The sequence below is a fragment of the Aliivibrio sp. 1S128 genome (assembly GCF_001691065.1).
Lineage (GTDB): Bacteria > Pseudomonadota > Gammaproteobacteria > Enterobacterales > Vibrionaceae > Aliivibrio.
Window position 1 is genome coordinate 68,067 of sequence record NZ_MAJV01000111.1, and the last position, 16,055, is coordinate 84,121.

At 37.3% G+C, this 16,055-nt stretch carries 12 protein-coding genes; 10 read left to right on the forward strand and 2 right to left on the reverse strand.

Going from position 1 to position 16,055, the window contains the following annotated elements; genetic code table 11:
* Window positions 1-13: 13 nt before the first annotated feature.
* The 4 genes from odhB (at window position 14) to A6E03_RS15990 (ending at window position 5,257) form a co-directional block, all read left to right on the forward strand.
* Entirely contained in the window at window positions 14-1,225 is a 1,212-nt protein-coding gene (odhB, locus tag A6E03_RS15975; RefSeq protein ID WP_065601245.1) for a 2-oxoglutarate dehydrogenase complex dihydrolipoyllysine-residue succinyltransferase, read from the forward strand.
* A 151-nt stretch (window positions 1,226-1,376) separates the two neighbouring features.
* A complete protein-coding gene (gene sucC, locus A6E03_RS15980) occupies window positions 1,377-2,543 on the forward strand; it encodes an ADP-forming succinate--CoA ligase subunit beta (protein ID WP_065591446.1) in 1,167 nt (388 codons plus the stop codon).
* Window positions 2,543-3,415, forward strand: coding sequence for a succinate--CoA ligase subunit alpha (gene sucD, locus A6E03_RS15985; RefSeq protein WP_065601246.1), 873 nt, complete (start codon window positions 2,543-2,545; stop codon window positions 3,413-3,415). The genes sucC and sucD overlap by 1 nt, the downstream gene beginning before the upstream one ends.
* A gap of 231 nt (window positions 3,416-3,646) precedes the next feature.
* Window positions 3,647-5,257 (forward strand): methyl-accepting chemotaxis protein, encoded by a 1,611-nt coding sequence (locus A6E03_RS15990; protein ID WP_065601247.1) that lies wholly within the window; start codon window positions 3,647-3,649, stop codon window positions 5,255-5,257.
* 55 nt (window positions 5,258-5,312) lie between these two features.
* Here the strand turns inward: A6E03_RS15990 and znuB are convergent, their stop codons facing one another.
* The gene (gene znuB, locus A6E03_RS15995; protein ID WP_065601248.1) at window positions 5,313-6,098 is read right to left on the reverse strand and encodes a zinc ABC transporter permease subunit ZnuB; all 786 of its coding nucleotides are present in this window, start codon (window positions 6,096-6,098) and stop codon (window positions 5,313-5,315) included.
* Window positions 6,095-6,865 carry a zinc ABC transporter ATP-binding protein ZnuC gene (gene znuC, locus A6E03_RS16000; protein WP_065601249.1) on the reverse strand — a complete coding sequence of 257 codons (771 nt, stop codon included), beginning with the start codon at window positions 6,863-6,865 and terminating at the stop codon, window positions 6,095-6,097. Before znuC ends, znuB begins: the two co-directional genes overlap by 4 nt.
* A gap of 88 nt (window positions 6,866-6,953) precedes the next feature.
* On the opposite strand from znuC, the gene znuA reads away from it, so the two are divergent.
* From znuA to A6E03_RS16030, 6 genes are all read left to right on the forward strand, one after another.
* Complete coding sequence (gene znuA, locus A6E03_RS16005) at window positions 6,954-7,847, forward strand: zinc ABC transporter substrate-binding protein ZnuA (protein ID WP_065591451.1); 894 nt, start codon at window positions 6,954-6,956, stop codon at window positions 7,845-7,847.
* Window positions 7,844-9,184 carry a murein DD-endopeptidase MepM gene (gene mepM, locus A6E03_RS16010; protein ID WP_065591813.1) on the forward strand — a complete coding sequence of 447 codons (1,341 nt, stop codon included), beginning with the start codon at window positions 7,844-7,846 and terminating at the stop codon, window positions 9,182-9,184. The genes znuA and mepM overlap by 4 nt, the downstream gene beginning before the upstream one ends.
* A 160-nt stretch (window positions 9,185-9,344) precedes the next feature.
* Window positions 9,345-12,767, forward strand: a complete 3,423-nt coding sequence (locus A6E03_RS16015) for an AraC family transcriptional regulator (RefSeq protein WP_065601250.1) — start codon at window positions 9,345-9,347, stop codon at window positions 12,765-12,767.
* Window positions 12,768-13,275: 508 nt separating this feature from the next.
* A complete protein-coding gene (locus tag A6E03_RS16020; RefSeq protein ID WP_065591453.1) occupies window positions 13,276-13,503 on the forward strand; it encodes a FeoA family protein in 228 nt (75 codons plus the stop codon).
* The gene (feoB, locus tag A6E03_RS16025) at window positions 13,504-15,780 is read left to right on the forward strand and encodes a Fe(2+) transporter permease subunit FeoB (protein WP_065601251.1); all 2,277 of its coding nucleotides are present in this window, start codon (window positions 13,504-13,506) and stop codon (window positions 15,778-15,780) included.
* Window positions 15,777-16,019 (forward strand): FeoC-like transcriptional regulator, encoded by a 243-nt coding sequence (locus A6E03_RS16030; RefSeq protein ID WP_045101571.1) that lies wholly within the window; start codon window positions 15,777-15,779, stop codon window positions 16,017-16,019. The genes feoB and A6E03_RS16030 overlap by 4 nt, the downstream gene beginning before the upstream one ends.
* Window positions 16,020-16,055: the final 36 nt, after the last annotated feature.

Consider the following 16,055-nt stretch of genomic DNA (forward strand, 5'->3'; position numbering starts at 1 on the left):
TAGGAAAACGGATATGACAATCGAAATTCTGGTTCCAGATTTACCCGAATCTGTAGCAGACGCTACTGTAGCAACATGGCATAAAAAACCTGGTGATGCAGTTGAGCGTGATGAAATACTTGTAGACATTGAAACGGATAAAGTTGTTCTTGAAGTGCCAGCGCCTGAAGCTGGTGTATTAGAGGCAATTTTAGAAGAAGACGGTGCAACGGTTCTTTCTAAGCAATTACTTGCACGCCTTAAGCCGGGTGCAGTTGTTGGAGAACCAACGAAAGACGTAACAAATGATACTCAACCTTCACCTGATAAGCGCCATACCGCTTCTTTATCTGAAGAGAGTAATGATGCGTTAAGCCCTGCAGTACGTCGCCTATTGGGTGAGCATGATATTGCTTCTTCTGATGTGAAAGGGACTGGTGTTGGTGGTCGTATTACTCGTGAAGATGTAGATGCCCACGTTGCAGCATTAAAAGCGGCACCAAAAGTAGAAACAGCAGCGGAAGTGCCAGCAGAAGCGTTAGCACATCGCAGTCAAAAACGCGTGCCAATGACGCGTCTTCGTAAAACAGTAGCAAGACGTCTTTTAGAAGCGAAAAACAACACAGCAATGCTAACAACGTTTAATGAAGTTAACATGAAGCCAATCATGGAACTTCGTAAGCAATATCAAGAGCAGTTTGAAAAGCGTCACGGTACACGCTTAGGCTTCATGTCTTTCTATGTGAAAGCGGTAACTGAAGCTCTTAAGCGTTACCCTGAAGTGAATGCATCAATTGATGGTGATGATATTGTTTATCATAACTATTTTGATATCAGCATGGCGGTATCTACACCGCGTGGTTTGGTAACTCCAGTACTAAAAGACTGTGATGCACTTGGCTTTGCTGATATAGAGAAAGGCATCAAAGAGCTTGCAATCAAAGGTCGTGACGGAAAGTTAGCGGTTGAAGATTTGATTGGTGGTAACTTTACTATCACAAATGGTGGTGTATTTGGTTCGCTTATGTCGACACCAATTATTAACCCACCACAAGCAGCAATTTTAGGCATGCATAAAATCCAAGACCGTCCAATGGCGGTTAACGGAAAGGTAGAAATACTGCCAATGATGTATCTTGCTTTATCTTATGACCACCGTTTAATCGATGGTCGTGAATCAGTAGGTTTCCTAGTAACGATTAAAGAGTTACTTGAAGATCCTGCTCGCTTACTACTAGACGTTTAATCGTAAACCTCTCGTAATAAACAAAGGCTACTATGCTCACGGTAGCCTCTTATTCAACTTCATTATTGGATAAAAATAGAAAGATGCCTTAGAGCGTCTTAGGACATTAAAAATTCCCATTAAAGGGAATAACTAAAATGGATAGAACATAATGAACCTACATGAATATCAAGCAAAGCAACTCTTTGCAGAATACGGCCTTCCTGTACCTGAAGGTTATGCTTGTGATACCGCTCAAGAGGCTTTTGAAGCTGCTGGACGTATTAGCACAGCGAAAAAAGTTGTAAAGTGTCAAGTCCATGCCGGTGGCCGTGGTAAAGCGGGCGGTGTTGAACTGCATGATACAAAAGAAGGTGTTAAAGAATTCGCACAAAAGTGGTTAGGTAAAAATCTAGTGACTTTCCAAACGGATGCTAACGGCCAACCAGTAACTAAAGTCTTGGTTGAAGAAGCATCAAACATTGCAAACGAATTATACTTAGGTGCGGTTGTTGACCGTGCGACTCAACGTATTGTATTCATGGCATCAACTGAAGGTGGTGTGGATATCGAGAAGATTGCTGAAGAAACGCCAGAGTTAATTCACCAAGCGGCGATTGACCCATTAGTTGGTCCTCAAGCTTTCCAAGGTCGTGAGTTAGCATTTAAACTTGGCCTTGAAGGCGATCAAATTAAGCAATTTGTTAAGATCTTTTTGGGTCTTGGCAATATGTTTGCTGAGTACGACTTAGCTCTACTGGAAATTAACCCTCTTGTTGTGACAGCAGAAGGCAATCTTCTATGTCTAGATGGTAAAATAAACATTGATTCAAACGCAATGTACCGTCAACCAAAACTGCGTGAAATGCATGATCCATCTCAAGAAGATGAGCGCGAAGCGCATGCTGCACAGTGGGAACTAAACTATGTTGCCCTAGATGGAAGCATTGGTTGTATGGTTAATGGTGCTGGTCTTGCTATGGGCACAATGGACATCGTAAATCTACACGGTGGTCAACCTGCTAACTTCCTTGATGTTGGCGGCGGTGCGACAAAAGAGCGTGTCACTGAAGCGTTCAAAATCATTCTATCAGACAGCAATGTTAAAGCCGTTCTAGTAAACATCTTTGGTGGTATTGTACGTTGTGACCTAATTGCAGATGGCATCATTGGTGCTGTTGAAGAAGTGGGTGTAAAAGTTCCTGTTGTTGTTCGCCTTGAAGGTAACAACGCACCACTTGGTTCACAAAAACTGGCTGAAAGTGGCCTAAATATCATTGCGGCTACTTCATTAACTGAAGCGGCTGAAAAAGTTGTTGCTGCTGCGGAGGGCAAATAATGTCTGTACTAATTAATAAAGATACAAAAGTTATCTGCCAAGGTTTCACTGGTGGCCAAGGAACATTCCACTCAGAGCAAGCAATTGATTACGGAACAAAAATGGTTGGTGGTGTATCACCAGGCAAAGGCGGTCAAGTTCATTTAGGCCTTCCTGTATTTAATACCGTTCGTGATGCAGTTGAAGCAACTGGCGCAACCGCTTCTGTTATTTATGTACCAGCACCTTTCTGTAAAGATGCAATTCTTGAAGCAATCGATGCAGGCATTAAGCTTATCGTAACGATTACAGAAGGCATTCCAACACTTGATCTTCTTGACGTTAAAGTTCGTCTAGATGCTGAAGGCGTAGTAATGATTGGTCCTAACTGTCCGGGTGTGATCACTCCTGATGAATGTAAGATTGGTATCATGCCTGGTCACATTCATAAGAAAGGTAAAGTTGGTATCGTATCTCGTTCAGGTACGCTGACTTATGAAGCCGTTAAGCAAACAACAGATGAAGGCTTTGGCCAATCAACGTGTGTTGGTATCGGTGGTGATCCAATTCCTGGTTCAAACTTTATCGATATCTTAAAACTGTTCCAAGAAGATCCAGAAACAGAAGCCATTGTAATGATTGGTGAGATCGGTGGAACAGCGGAAGAAGAAGCGGCTGAGTTTATTAAGCACAATGTAACAAAGCCTGTTGTCTCTTATATTGCAGGTGTTACGGCTCCTCCAGGTAAGCGTATGGGTCATGCTGGTGCGATTATCTCTGGTGGTAAAGGTACTGCTGAAGATAAGTTTACAGCCCTTGAAGCCGCAGGTGTTAAAACCGTTAAGAGCCTTGCTGATATAGGTAAAGGTTTACGAGAAGTGACTGGTTGGTAATGATTTAAACCAATACATGAATAGAGTAAAAGCCATTTATAGAAATATGAATGGCTTTTTTGTATTTGCAACGATTGAAAATATTTTCTTACATATAGATAGGCAGGAAAAAGTATAGGCAATAATCAATCCTTTGATAAGATTCTCCGCTTTTCTTTCTAAGGACATATCTAATAGAACTCAAAGAATGACTAGCACGATTATTAATGGTTATTTAATTTGAGAATACACATGCAACTTAATACTAAATCTAAGTATGTCATCATCTATTTGATTTTTTCTACAGCAATGTTTGGGTCTATTGTTATGGGCGCATACAATGTTAGATATACATTAGAAACAAATAACGTAACAAGGTTAGAAAACTTATTAACAAATGCTAAAAATACGATTTCAACCTTAGAGCAAAAAGTAGTTTCTGGCGAGTTAGATGAGATTAAAGCAAAAAAATTAGCTAGTGAGTTAATGCAAAGCTATGCATATTCAGATAATGAGTATATCTGGATGACGGATGAAAACTTGGTTTTCTTAGCTGCACCCTTAGACCCGCAAATTATTGGTAAGTCGTTTGAAAGTATAGTTAGTCCTGAAGCAAAGAGTCATATTCTAAGTAACCTTACTGTTGCTGGACAGGTGATTACTTATTCTTGGTTTACGACTCGAGAAAGAATTACAACAGAAGTTAAATCTATAGCAGTAAAAACTAAACATTGGAATTGGTATTTAGGCAGCGGTGTTCAAGAGAAAAAAGTAAATGATACCTTCCGTTCATTTCTTATTGAAGGCTTAACTATTGGCTTTATTGTTAACCTATTTATTGGTTTTGTTATGTTTTTTGCCGTACGGAAATATAATAAAACGCTAGGCAATGAACCTGACATTATTTTAAATGTGGTTGATCGTATTTCTCGTGGCGATTTAACACATATTAATGATACAAGCTTTAATCATGTTGGTATCTATGGGCGAATTCTTGACATGGCAAGAAATATTAAAGAATTAGTGACAGATATTAATCAATTAACTCTTGAGCTAAGTGAGTCATCACACCACCTATCGTCATCTGCTCATACAATGAATATAAGTATGAAAGCTCAAACTGAACAACTTGGACAAGCGGCAGTTGCAACAGATCAAGTGGTTGTTAGTATTGATGAAGTAACAAAAAGTGCGATTCAAGCAACGAATTCAGCTTTGGAAGTAAACAGTACGTCTGCGCATTGTATTGACACCATTGGTCACATGAATTGCGATATGCAAACCTTAGCGCTTAATATTAAAGATGTTGCGAAGGTTATTGGTAATTTACAAATCAAAACAGAAAATATAGGTAGTATTTTAGATGTGATCCGTAGCATTGCTGATCAAACAAATTTATTAGCTTTAAATGCAGCGATTGAAGCGGCAAGAGCCGGTGAAAGTGGTAGAGGCTTTGCCGTTGTTGCAGATGAAGTTCGATTATTAGCGAGTAGAACTCAAGATAGTACGACTCAAATATCTAATATGATTATCGAGCTGCAAGATGAAGCAATAAAGTCAGTTACCTTGATGCAAAGTAATTCGGATGATGCTCATCAAATTGCAGAGCAGACGATTACCACTCAAAATACAGTGAGTTCTATTTTTGAATCTGTTGCTATTATACAAACAATGAACAGTCAAATCTCCGCGTCGACAGAAGAGCAATTAGTCGCTACATCTAGTGTTAACCAACTCATTACAGAGATTAATATTTTTGCGAATGAGAACGCGTCAGATGTTGATGCAACGGAAAGACAGTCAGAGAGATTAGGTTTGATGGCCGATAACTTAACTGCGATAGTGAATCGATTTAAGCTTTAAGTTAACGATAGATAAAGCAATACTACGATATGCAGTATTGCTTTACTTTATCACTCTAATTATGTGCTTTCTTTAGCTGACTTAGCATAAAGATAGCAGCACCAGAAACAACCACAGAAGGGCCAGCTGGAGTATCGTAGTGCCATGAAAGAGCTAAACCTGCAATAACAGCGATACAACCAAAAATTGAAGACAAAAGCACCATTTGTTCTGGTGAACGAGAAAAGCGTCTTGCGGTTGCTGCAGGAATGATCAGTAATGAAGTAATGATCAATGCCCCAACAAACTTCATCGAAATAGCAATAACTAGCCCAACCATTAGCATTAAGACTAAACGCATTAAATCTACATTTACGCCCTCAACTTGAGCCAATTCTTCACTAATTGTTGATGACAGTAGTGGCCTCCATACGATGTATATCAAGCCTAAAACAATCATGACGCCAGTATAAATATACATTAAGTCATCATAAGTAACGGCAAGTAAATCACCAAACAAATAAGACATTAAATCGACTCGGACATTATCTAAAAAGCTGACAGCAACCAAGCCTAGCGATAGCGAACTGTGAGCTAAAATTCCGAGTAAGGTATCTGTTGCGACTAAACGCTGTTTTTGTAGCGTTACGAGCAGTAATGCTATTGCCACACAACACACAATTAAAGCTAAATTTAAGTTAATATCGAACAGAAATCCAAGAGACAACCCTAACAAAGAAGCGTGAGCCAGAGTGTCACCAAAATACGCCATTTTTCGCCATACAACGAAAGAACCGAGAGGCCCTGCAAGTAATGCAATGCCTAATCCAGCTAAAAGAGCCGGAAGTAAAAACTCAATCATGATGATGCCTTTTTATTTTTATTGCAGCACGAACCGCCACTCGGTTCACCAGATAAGTCATGGTCATGGCGATGGTCATGATGATAAAACGCTAATTGTTGATCTCGTTGCTGACCAAATAATGCAATATATTTTGGGTGTTGAGATATGGATGCAGGGGCACCAGAACAACAAATGTGATGCTGTAGACAAATCACTTCATCTGTTTTTGCCATTACAAGATGCAGATCATGAGAAACCATAAATACAGCACAATTGAAACGATGGCGAATAGATTCAATTAACGTATATAAACTGATTTGACCTTGAATATCGACACCTTGAGCAGGTTCATCAAGAACGAGTAAATCAGGGCGTTGCAATAGAGCTCTAGCAAGAAGCACTCGTTGTGATTCACCACCAGATAATTTATGCATATTTGATTTCAGCAAATGCTCAGCTTCAACTAATTTCAAAGCATCAAGATGTTCCTGCTGACTGTATTTTCCAGCTAATTTTAAAAAACCTTGTACCGTTAACGGAAGAGAGTCATTTAAATGTAACTTTTGCGGTACGTAGCCAATTCGTAATTTTCTTTCTCTTTTAATTTGACCGCTGGTTGGTTTTTGTAATCCGAGGATTGCTTTTACTAATGTGGATTTACCTGCACCATTAGGGCCAATCAGAGTAATAATCTTATTTGGTTCAATCGATAATGAAATATTATCGAGAACATGGCGGCCATCGAAGACCACACAGACATCTTGTAAAGTGAGTAAAGGAGTCATTTTTAAATAAGAGTCGTTTGCAATTAGTAAGTGTTATAATGTAACATTTTAGAAATCCAATCGCCATCACATTTTTTAAGAGAAGCAAATGAATAAAAAAACTCAATTTATCGTCTTATGTTTATGCTCCCTTTTCGGGATTCAAGCCCAAGCAATGACGGTCTTATCTTCAGTGAAACCAATTCATTTAATCGTACAAGAGCTTACGGATGGTGTCTCTGATTCGACCTATTTAGTCCCACAAAGTGCGTCTCCTCATGATTATGCATTACGTCCTTCTGATATTAAGAAAGTAAAAAAAGCAGATATGATCATCTGGTATGGAAATGACTTAGAACCTTTTTTAAGTAAAATATTAGAAGACCAAAAAAATGTCATCACCATAAGTCAGTTTAGTTCGGTCGATTTTTATCATTTTGATGAGCATGGGCATGATGATCATGCAGAAGAGGCGGGGCATCACCATAATACAGACCCGCATTTTTGGTTAGGTCCAAAGGAAGCATTAGGCGTCGCAAAAGAGATAACCGTACAGCTGATTAAAAAGGATCCATTGAATAAAGAGCAATATCAGTCTAATCTTGCCGTGTTTGAAAATAAGTTAACACAGGCAGTGAAGACGATTTCAGACCAATTAAAGCCTGTGCAAGATAAGGGATATTTTGTATTCCATGATGCATATGGCTATTTTGAACGTTATTTTGAAATGAATAACTTGGGGCACTTTACGGTGAGTCCGGATAGAAAACCGGGTGCAAAAACTTTGATTAATATAAAAAAATCACTTTTAAATCAGCAAGCGGTATGTGTTTTTTCTGAGCCTCAATTTGAGCCAGCAATTGTGACAACAATTACAAGAGGCACAGGGGTACATAAAGGTGAATTAGACCCTTTAGCTATACAGCAGAATGATGAAGAGGGTGCTTATTTTATATTTTTATCAACCATCAGTAATGAGTTATCACGTTGTCTAAGTCAATAAAATATAAAGAAATTATCGCAGCTAAAGTAGGTACATTATCCAAAAGACATAAATTTATGTTGTTGTCTTTATTTCTATTTACGTGTGGTATTTTCATTTGGAATCCAACACATAGTTTGCATACGTCATCTTCTGCTCAAAACAGGAATGAAGTTTCTCTATCGAGTGAAAATCTTCAAACATTAGCCGATCAAAATAGTGAACCTGTTGGAACTATTTTTGAACCTAATGATCCTGAATTTAATGCACCAAAGGATGAATTAGATCAGCAGCTAGATGCTAAGGATATTCTTCATTCACACACTGTTGCTTCTGGTGAGACATTAGGTGCTATTTTTAATCAATATGCACTGCCGATGTCAGACATGTATTCATTGCTTGATGTGAATAAATCGGCTGCGAATATGCGGGTGGGTGTTGGTCTTGAGTGGCAACAAGATGAAGATGGAAAATTAACAGAGCTTAAAATTCATCGAAATATTAAAAATACAGATGTGTATTCTTGGGTTGATGATAAATATAAATTCAGCCAGCTAGAGGAAAAAGGTGAAATTAAACCTGTTTTCCTTTCAGGAAGAGTATCGAGTAATTTTTATAATTCAGCGCGTTCTTCAGGATTAACGCCGGGTCAAATCCAGACATTGGCAAAGCAACTACAATGGAAGTTTGATTTTGGTAAAGAAGCGCGTAAAGGTGATAAATTTGCAGTAGAAATTGATAAAGAATTTATTGATGGCAAATCAGTATCATCTGGTGAAGTTAAAGCGGTTCTTTATGAAAATGGTAATAGAGACATTACTTTAATTAAGCATACTGATGATCATTATTATGATGTTCAAGGTCGTAGTTTAAACCGTGCTTTAGAGCGTTTTCCTACACACCAACGTTTCAGAATTAGTTCTCCATTTGATCCTTATCGAAAGCACCCAATAACAGGGCGTATTTCACCACATAATGGAACTGATTTTGCAGCACCAGTTGGCACTTCTGTTTATGCAACAGGTGATGGTGTGGTTGTTCGAGCATTACATCATCCTCTTGCTGGTAATTATGTAATTATCAAGCATGGGCGAGAATATATGACTCGTTACTTACATTTGAGTAAGATTTTGGTTAAAAAAGGCCAAAAAGTGTCAATGGGAGATAAGATTGCTTTAAGCGGAAATACGGGTCGTTCAACAGGGCCTCATTTACATTACGAATTGATCAAAAATGGTCGAGCCGTTAATTCAATGAAGGTTCCTTTACCTCAAGCATCGCCAGTAAAAGAGTCGGAGCTAGCTCATTTTAAGCAACAAGCTAAATTAACAATTGAGGCGTTAAGAGATCAAATTTAAACTTGATTATTAACGTCTGCCTAAGCCCTTTTTATTGTAGATAATAAAAAGGGCTTTTTTCTTTTATTTCATCTCTTATTATATTTTTTGTTCGTTGCTATATAGACTGAGTTTTTCTATCATGTTGATACTTTTTCTCTTTTTATACTAAGGCGAGTAGATGTTTCATTTTAGAATACTTATTTTAAGTATCTTCCTTTCATTTTCTACTTACACTTATTCCTTATCCGATAATACTATTTTTTACCCAATGCCTATTCATGCTGATGGACAGTATATTACAGCACAGCAGCTATTTTTACGTAATGATGGTGCTCTTTGGATGTACGATATTTATGGACAAGTGCACCTATTTGATGGCTCTAATATATTTACTATTGGAAATAAATCAGATAAAGAACTACCAAAGAAAATTTCATTTCTTGATGATAAATTCTGGTTCATTAGGGACGGACAGATTAAATCGTGGTCTAACGTAGGCGGTTTTAACGTCGAATATATATTACCCAAAGAAACAGACCTCATTAATATAAATCAAAGTTCAGGGATGTTTTGGGGAAGTAATACTGAACAATTTTTTATTTATGAACCAAAAAATCATTCTTTTTATACTGCTAATATAAATGAAGCAAATACCAGTGCAATTCATGATGAGATAGAAATTACTAGTGCTATTTATGTTGATAACCGTTGGGTCGTGTCTTCTTCTGAAGGGCTTTTTGAATTTGATATAACGACAGAAAGCTTTACGCCATTATATCTTGGTCAATATATAGATGCGATTTTTTATTCTAAAGAAACAGATCAAATAATTTTAGGGACGCATGACAGTATTTGGCTAACTAAGCTAAATGGCAATCAATTAGACGTACATCATAAAATAGAAAATGTTCTGACCTTATTGTCTTTTGCTGAAACAGAACATTCTTTCTGGTTGGGGACGGAACATGGCTTGTATCAATGGGGTTTAGAAGATCAAAAATTAGAGTATTTTGAATCAGTTGTAAGAGATGATTATTCACTTGAAGGAAATAAGATTTATGCCTTATTAGCAGATAATAATGATGGTATATGGGTTTCAACTGATAATGGCGTGAGTTACTACTCTGACGGAAATCGTTTATTTTCACGTATCAAATATAAAGAGGCAAATGGTAGTTTAGATATACATGAAATATCAGCGGTGTTACAGACGTTTGGTGGAAATTCATGGATAGGAACGTCTTCTGGTTTATTCCAATTAAATAGCGTTGATTTAACCTCAGATCTGGTTGAGGTTATGCCTTATAGCGTAAACGATCTTGCTAGTGATCAGCGCTTTATATGGGTAGCAACAACATCTGGAATTTATAAAGTAGAGAATGAGTCGAACAAGGTCAATAAGATCGCTGGACTCGAATCAGTAGCAAAAGAAAGCATTGAACATATATTAATGGACCGTTCTGGAACATTATGGTTTTCAAGCAATAAAGGGCTGTATAAATATGATTCCGGTACAGATACATTAAGTTATTTAGGTTTTTCTTGGGCGTTAGAACAGAAATATTCAACAAAAATAACGCACATTTATGAACATGAAAATGGACAAATATCGATTGGAACTAATAGGGGATTATATCGATATGAAAATGGCGCTTTAACCTTTGATTATGCATACATAAGATCGGGCAGTATTCTTGATATAGTTGATACCGAATATGGAGACTCTTGGATTGTAAGTAATTACGGCTTACAGATAAGTGACTCAAAAGGCAGTAGGAAAGACGTTGTTTTACCTGCTGAATATACAACACCTCATTGTGTTATATCTACAAGTCATGGGGTATGGTTATCATCAAGTAAAGGGCTATCTTTATATACACATCAAGGCCGATTAACAAAGCACTTTGGCAGTCAAAGGGGGCTAATTAATAATGAATTACTAACTGATTTATGCTCTATTTCTGATGATGGGACCATGATGTTTGTAAGTAAGGACGGATTGTTTTTTACGAATGAGCAAGAATTAATAGAATATCAAATTACCAAACCATATGCGGTTATTGGCCAAATCACAGTAGATCACAAGACGGTTGGTTCTGGTTCAGAAAAAAGCCTAAAAGAGCCAGTTCCTTACGGCGCAAACATTTCATTTTTGTTTGGTATTCTCCCTGAATTTCAAAATAAATCATTATCTTATCAATTGGTAGGTTTAAATGATGAATCATGGCGATTCTTTAATGGGCGTTCATTAACATTTGATTCTTTGCAACCTGGTCGGTACATATTACGTATCAAACCTCGTAATAATGGCCAAAGAAGCAGTAATGTCACGGAGTTTTTATTTTATGTTGAAGTTCCTTGGTTTTTTTCTCCATGGTTTGTTTTGATATTGTGTAGCTTTGCTATTTTGATCATTCTTGCGGTGTATTCTTGGCGTTCAAAAGAAATTAAAAAAAGTAATGAAAAGCTTAAGAAGAGTGTCGAAATTAAAACACAGCAATTAAGAAATCAAGGTAAGGTTTTAGTCTCGAGTAATCGTCAATTACAAAAGTTACTGACAGTAAGGCAACATGTGATATCTGAAATGGCAGAACAAGCACAACAGCCGATAAGAGATATTCAGCATAATTTACAAAAGAAAGGGTCATTAACTAATCTATCATTAGCAAATCAATGTGAATATAGTCTGACTCTATTAAAGCAATTAACTCATATTGAACCGCTTGTAATGCACCAAAAAAACAATCGAATTAATCAGGTATTATCTACTTTATTAAGGGCAGCAGTGAAAGGGTGGGAAGCTGAATACCATTTCAAAGGTGTCAATATTAATTTAGAAGATGATTCTAAAAATTGTTCTATTTTTGTTCAGCCTTTACTTATTGATGCCATTTTTAATAATGTACTTTTGGATTTATTAAAAAGAAGTAAATTTGGTGAGCAAGTAGTTATAAAAACTGATAGTGACGAAGCGAGAGTAACTATCTGTTTTATTAGTGATGGTGAAAGTATTATAGAGAGTGATCTTGATAATCTAAACAGAGTCGATTTAACCCAAACGGTTGAGGTCATTCACCATGCTTTGGGGCTTTCTTCTGTTAAGCAACTAACAATACAAAATGGAGGGCATTTCGATATAAAAAGAAATACGTTAAATAATAATGAGCTTGTATTGTCATGGCCGATAGCTATGGATAATCAGAATGATAAAGTTCCATTGGCTAAATTTGGCGATCATATAAATGATGACGCCTATTTACATCAACGTTGGTTAATTGGTGTTTATAAAATAGTGGAAGATACCTATCACGATCCAGCCTTTGGTACGAGTGCTGCGGCAAAAGCATTATTTATTTCAGAAAGAAACTTTCAAAGAAAATTTAAGCAATTAACACAGCGTTCATTCATGGAATATTTAATTGAAGTTAAATTAGAAAAAGCGTGTGAATTATTGATTTCAGGTCATAAAGTAGCAGATGTTGCTTTTGAATCTGGTTTTAATGACCCATCTTATTTTAGTAAGCGATTTAAGCGTCACTATGGGTTGTCACCAACTCAATTTGTAAGTGAAAATGAAGATAAAGAAAGTGATGAATTGTAGTTACTAAGAAGAGAGGAAAAAAAAAAGATCGTGACGTAGCCGGGGGGACTACGTCACGGGTGTCAATGACACCTTCGCTTGCTGCCGAGGTAAGAAGATTACTCTTATTACCTCTATTAGAATAAAAGATTAAGAGGTCTCCCTCTCGATGAAATAACTATACCGTTACCATTCTTATTTCACATATCAAAATAACGACAAAGTATTAGTACAAAAGCGACATTTCGTAAGTTTTACATTAAGTTGTTGATATTTGTTGTTTTTTTTATGGTTTGTCGCTTTTGTATTACTCCCTTATTATTTTGACGTCAATTTTAACGTTTCATTAATTGACGTGATTGACGTTAGTTTGGAATGAGTCTCACAGAAAGTTTTTTCATTAAAATCTCTTCTATCGAAAGAGTTTTGTCAATTTACTGACAAAAATTGATTTAGCGCAAGATAAAAGTAACAGTTAGTTATAAAATGAAACGAAATAATAATGATTCTCACTATCGTGGAGCTTTTAATGAACTTAGCGCAATTAGAAAGCGGCCAAAAAGCCGTTGTAACAGATATGTCTCTATTACCAACAGATACAAGAAAAAAGTTGATGGTAATGGGAATGCTTCCTCATACTGAAATATCTATATTGCGTAAAGCTCCAATGGGTGACCCATTACAAATTAGTGTAAGAGGGACTTCTCTTGCTATTCGTAAAAATCTAGCTGAACAAATTACAGTTAAGGAGTTATAGATGCAGTATCACGTATTAACTGTAGGTAATCCAAACAGTGGTAAAACAACTTTATTCAATGGGCTTACTGGCGCGAAACAACAAGTCGGTAACTGGGCTGGTGTAACCGTTGAGAAAAAAACAGGCCGTTATACTTGTTCGGGTGATGAGTTCTTATTAACCGATTTACCCGGTATCTATGCACTAGACAGTGGTAATGATGTAAATAGCCTTGATGAAACGATCGCGTCTCGTGCAGTATTAACACACGATGCTGATGTGATAATTAATGTTGTTGATGCATCGTGTTTAGAACGCAGTTTATACATGACATTGCAGTTGCGTGAGTTGGGTCGACCAATGATCGTAGTTTTAAATAAAATGGATGTATTAAAACGCCAACGACAAGTTCTCGATATTAAAGGATTAGAGAAAAAGTTAGGTTGTCCGGTACTCGCGCTTTCGGCTAATAACAATGGTCAAGTCCATAAGTTTAAAGAGAAGCTACATAAGTCTATTGCTCAAGGCATAAAAATGGTTCCGCTTGAGTTGACGTATGGTGAGAAAGTAGAGGCGGCAATAAAAGAAGCGTCATCATTATTTACAAGTGATTATGCATCAAGTCGTTCATTGGCAATTCGTGCATTAGAAAATGACGCATTAGTCCTAAATACATTGGAAGCAGATAAACGTAATTTAATTGCAAATATCGCGAATGTATTAACGACGCAAGTAGAAGCTGATTTTCATATTGCGGATTGTCGATACACATTTTTACATCAATTATGTCAGCAATTACGTCGCCAAGAAGGCGGTTTAAGCCACAGTGTTAGTGAGAAAATTGACCGTGTAATTTTGAATAAATGGATCGGTATTCCTTTCTTTTTCTTTGTCATGTACCTGATGTTTATGTTCTCTATTAACATTGGTAGTGCATTTATTGATTTCTTTGATATTGGTGTTGGTGCATTACTGGTTGATGGCAGCCATTATTTATTAGATGGTCATTTGCCTGTTTGGTTAGTTACACTTATCGCTGATGGTGTCGGTGGTGGTATTCAAACCGTTGCGACATTTATTCCAGTGATCGGTTGCTTATATTTATTCTTATCTTTACTTGAAAGCTCTGGCTATATGGCTCGTGCCGCTTTTGTGCTTGATAAAGTAATGCAGAAGATTGGTTTACCAGGTAAAGCGTTTGTTCCTTTGGTTCTAGGCTTTGGTTGTAACGTTCCTGCTATCATGGCAACTCGTACGCTAGAGCAAGAGCGTGAACGTAAATTGGCAGCATCAATGGCGCCATTTATGTCATGTGGTGCACGTCTTCCTGTTTATGCTCTATTTGCTGCGGCTTTCTTTCCTGAAAATGGTCAGAACGTAGTCTTTGGTTTGTACTTCCTTGGTATTTTAGCTGCGGTATTTACAGGTTTATTGCTCAAACACACTATTTATCCGGGTCGTAGTGATACGTTTATCATGGAAATTCCAGATTATGAATTTCCAACAATGCGTAACATCATGATTAAAACCTGGCAAAAGCTGAAGCGCTTTGTTCTTGGTGCAGGTAAAACGATTGTTGTTGTTGTAACTATTTTAAGCTTTTTTAACTCATTGGGTATGGATGGTTCATTTGGTAACGAAGACAGTGAAAACTCTGTGTTATCAAAAGCAGCTCAAATCGTGACTCCAGTATTAGCACCAATTGGTATCCAAGAAGATAACTGGCCAGCAACGGTAGGTATTATTACCGGTATTTTTGCTAAAGAAGCCGTTGTCGGTACATTAAACAGCTTATATTCAGATCCTGCTGATGAAGGTGCTGAGTTTGATTTAATGGCAAGCCTTGAAGAAGCGGTGATGTCTATTCCTGATAACCTATCAGGCTTAAGTTATTCAGATCCTCTAGGTGTAGAAGTCGGTGACTTAACGGACTCTAATGCTGTTGCTGAAGATCAGGGTGTTGCTGATTCAATCTTTGGTAATCTACAAGCTCACTTTGTAACAAGTGCAAGCGCAATGGCTTACTTAATATTTATCTTGCTATATACACCGTGTGTTGCTGCTATGGGAGCCTATATGCGTGAGTTTGGTCGCCAGTACTCTTACTTTATTGCGGGTTGGACGATGTTATTAGCTTACGTATCAGCTACGCTGTACTACCAAATTGCAAACTTCTCTAATGCTCCAATGACAAGCAGCATGTGGATTGCGATTTCGCTAATCGCAATGGCAGTGACTTATCTTGCCTTGAAACACAAGAGCAAAGAAGTAGAGCAACAAGAGGCAGCCTTAGTATGATTTTAACAGAGCTTAAACAGTACATTGATGAACAAGGTCGAGTTGAACGTATTACTTTAGCTAAGAAGTTCAGTATGAGTGAAGATGGTGTCGATGCAATGCTTGAGCTCTGGGTGAAAAAAGGGAAGTTAACTCGTGAGCTTATTGGGTGTGATAAGACTCAGTGCTGCCAAGAAGCAGAACGTGTCTGGTATCGCCCTGTATACAAAGATGAGTTAATGACCACTTACATACGATAGTCGCTTAACTTAGATTAAAGTGATAAATAAAAGCGA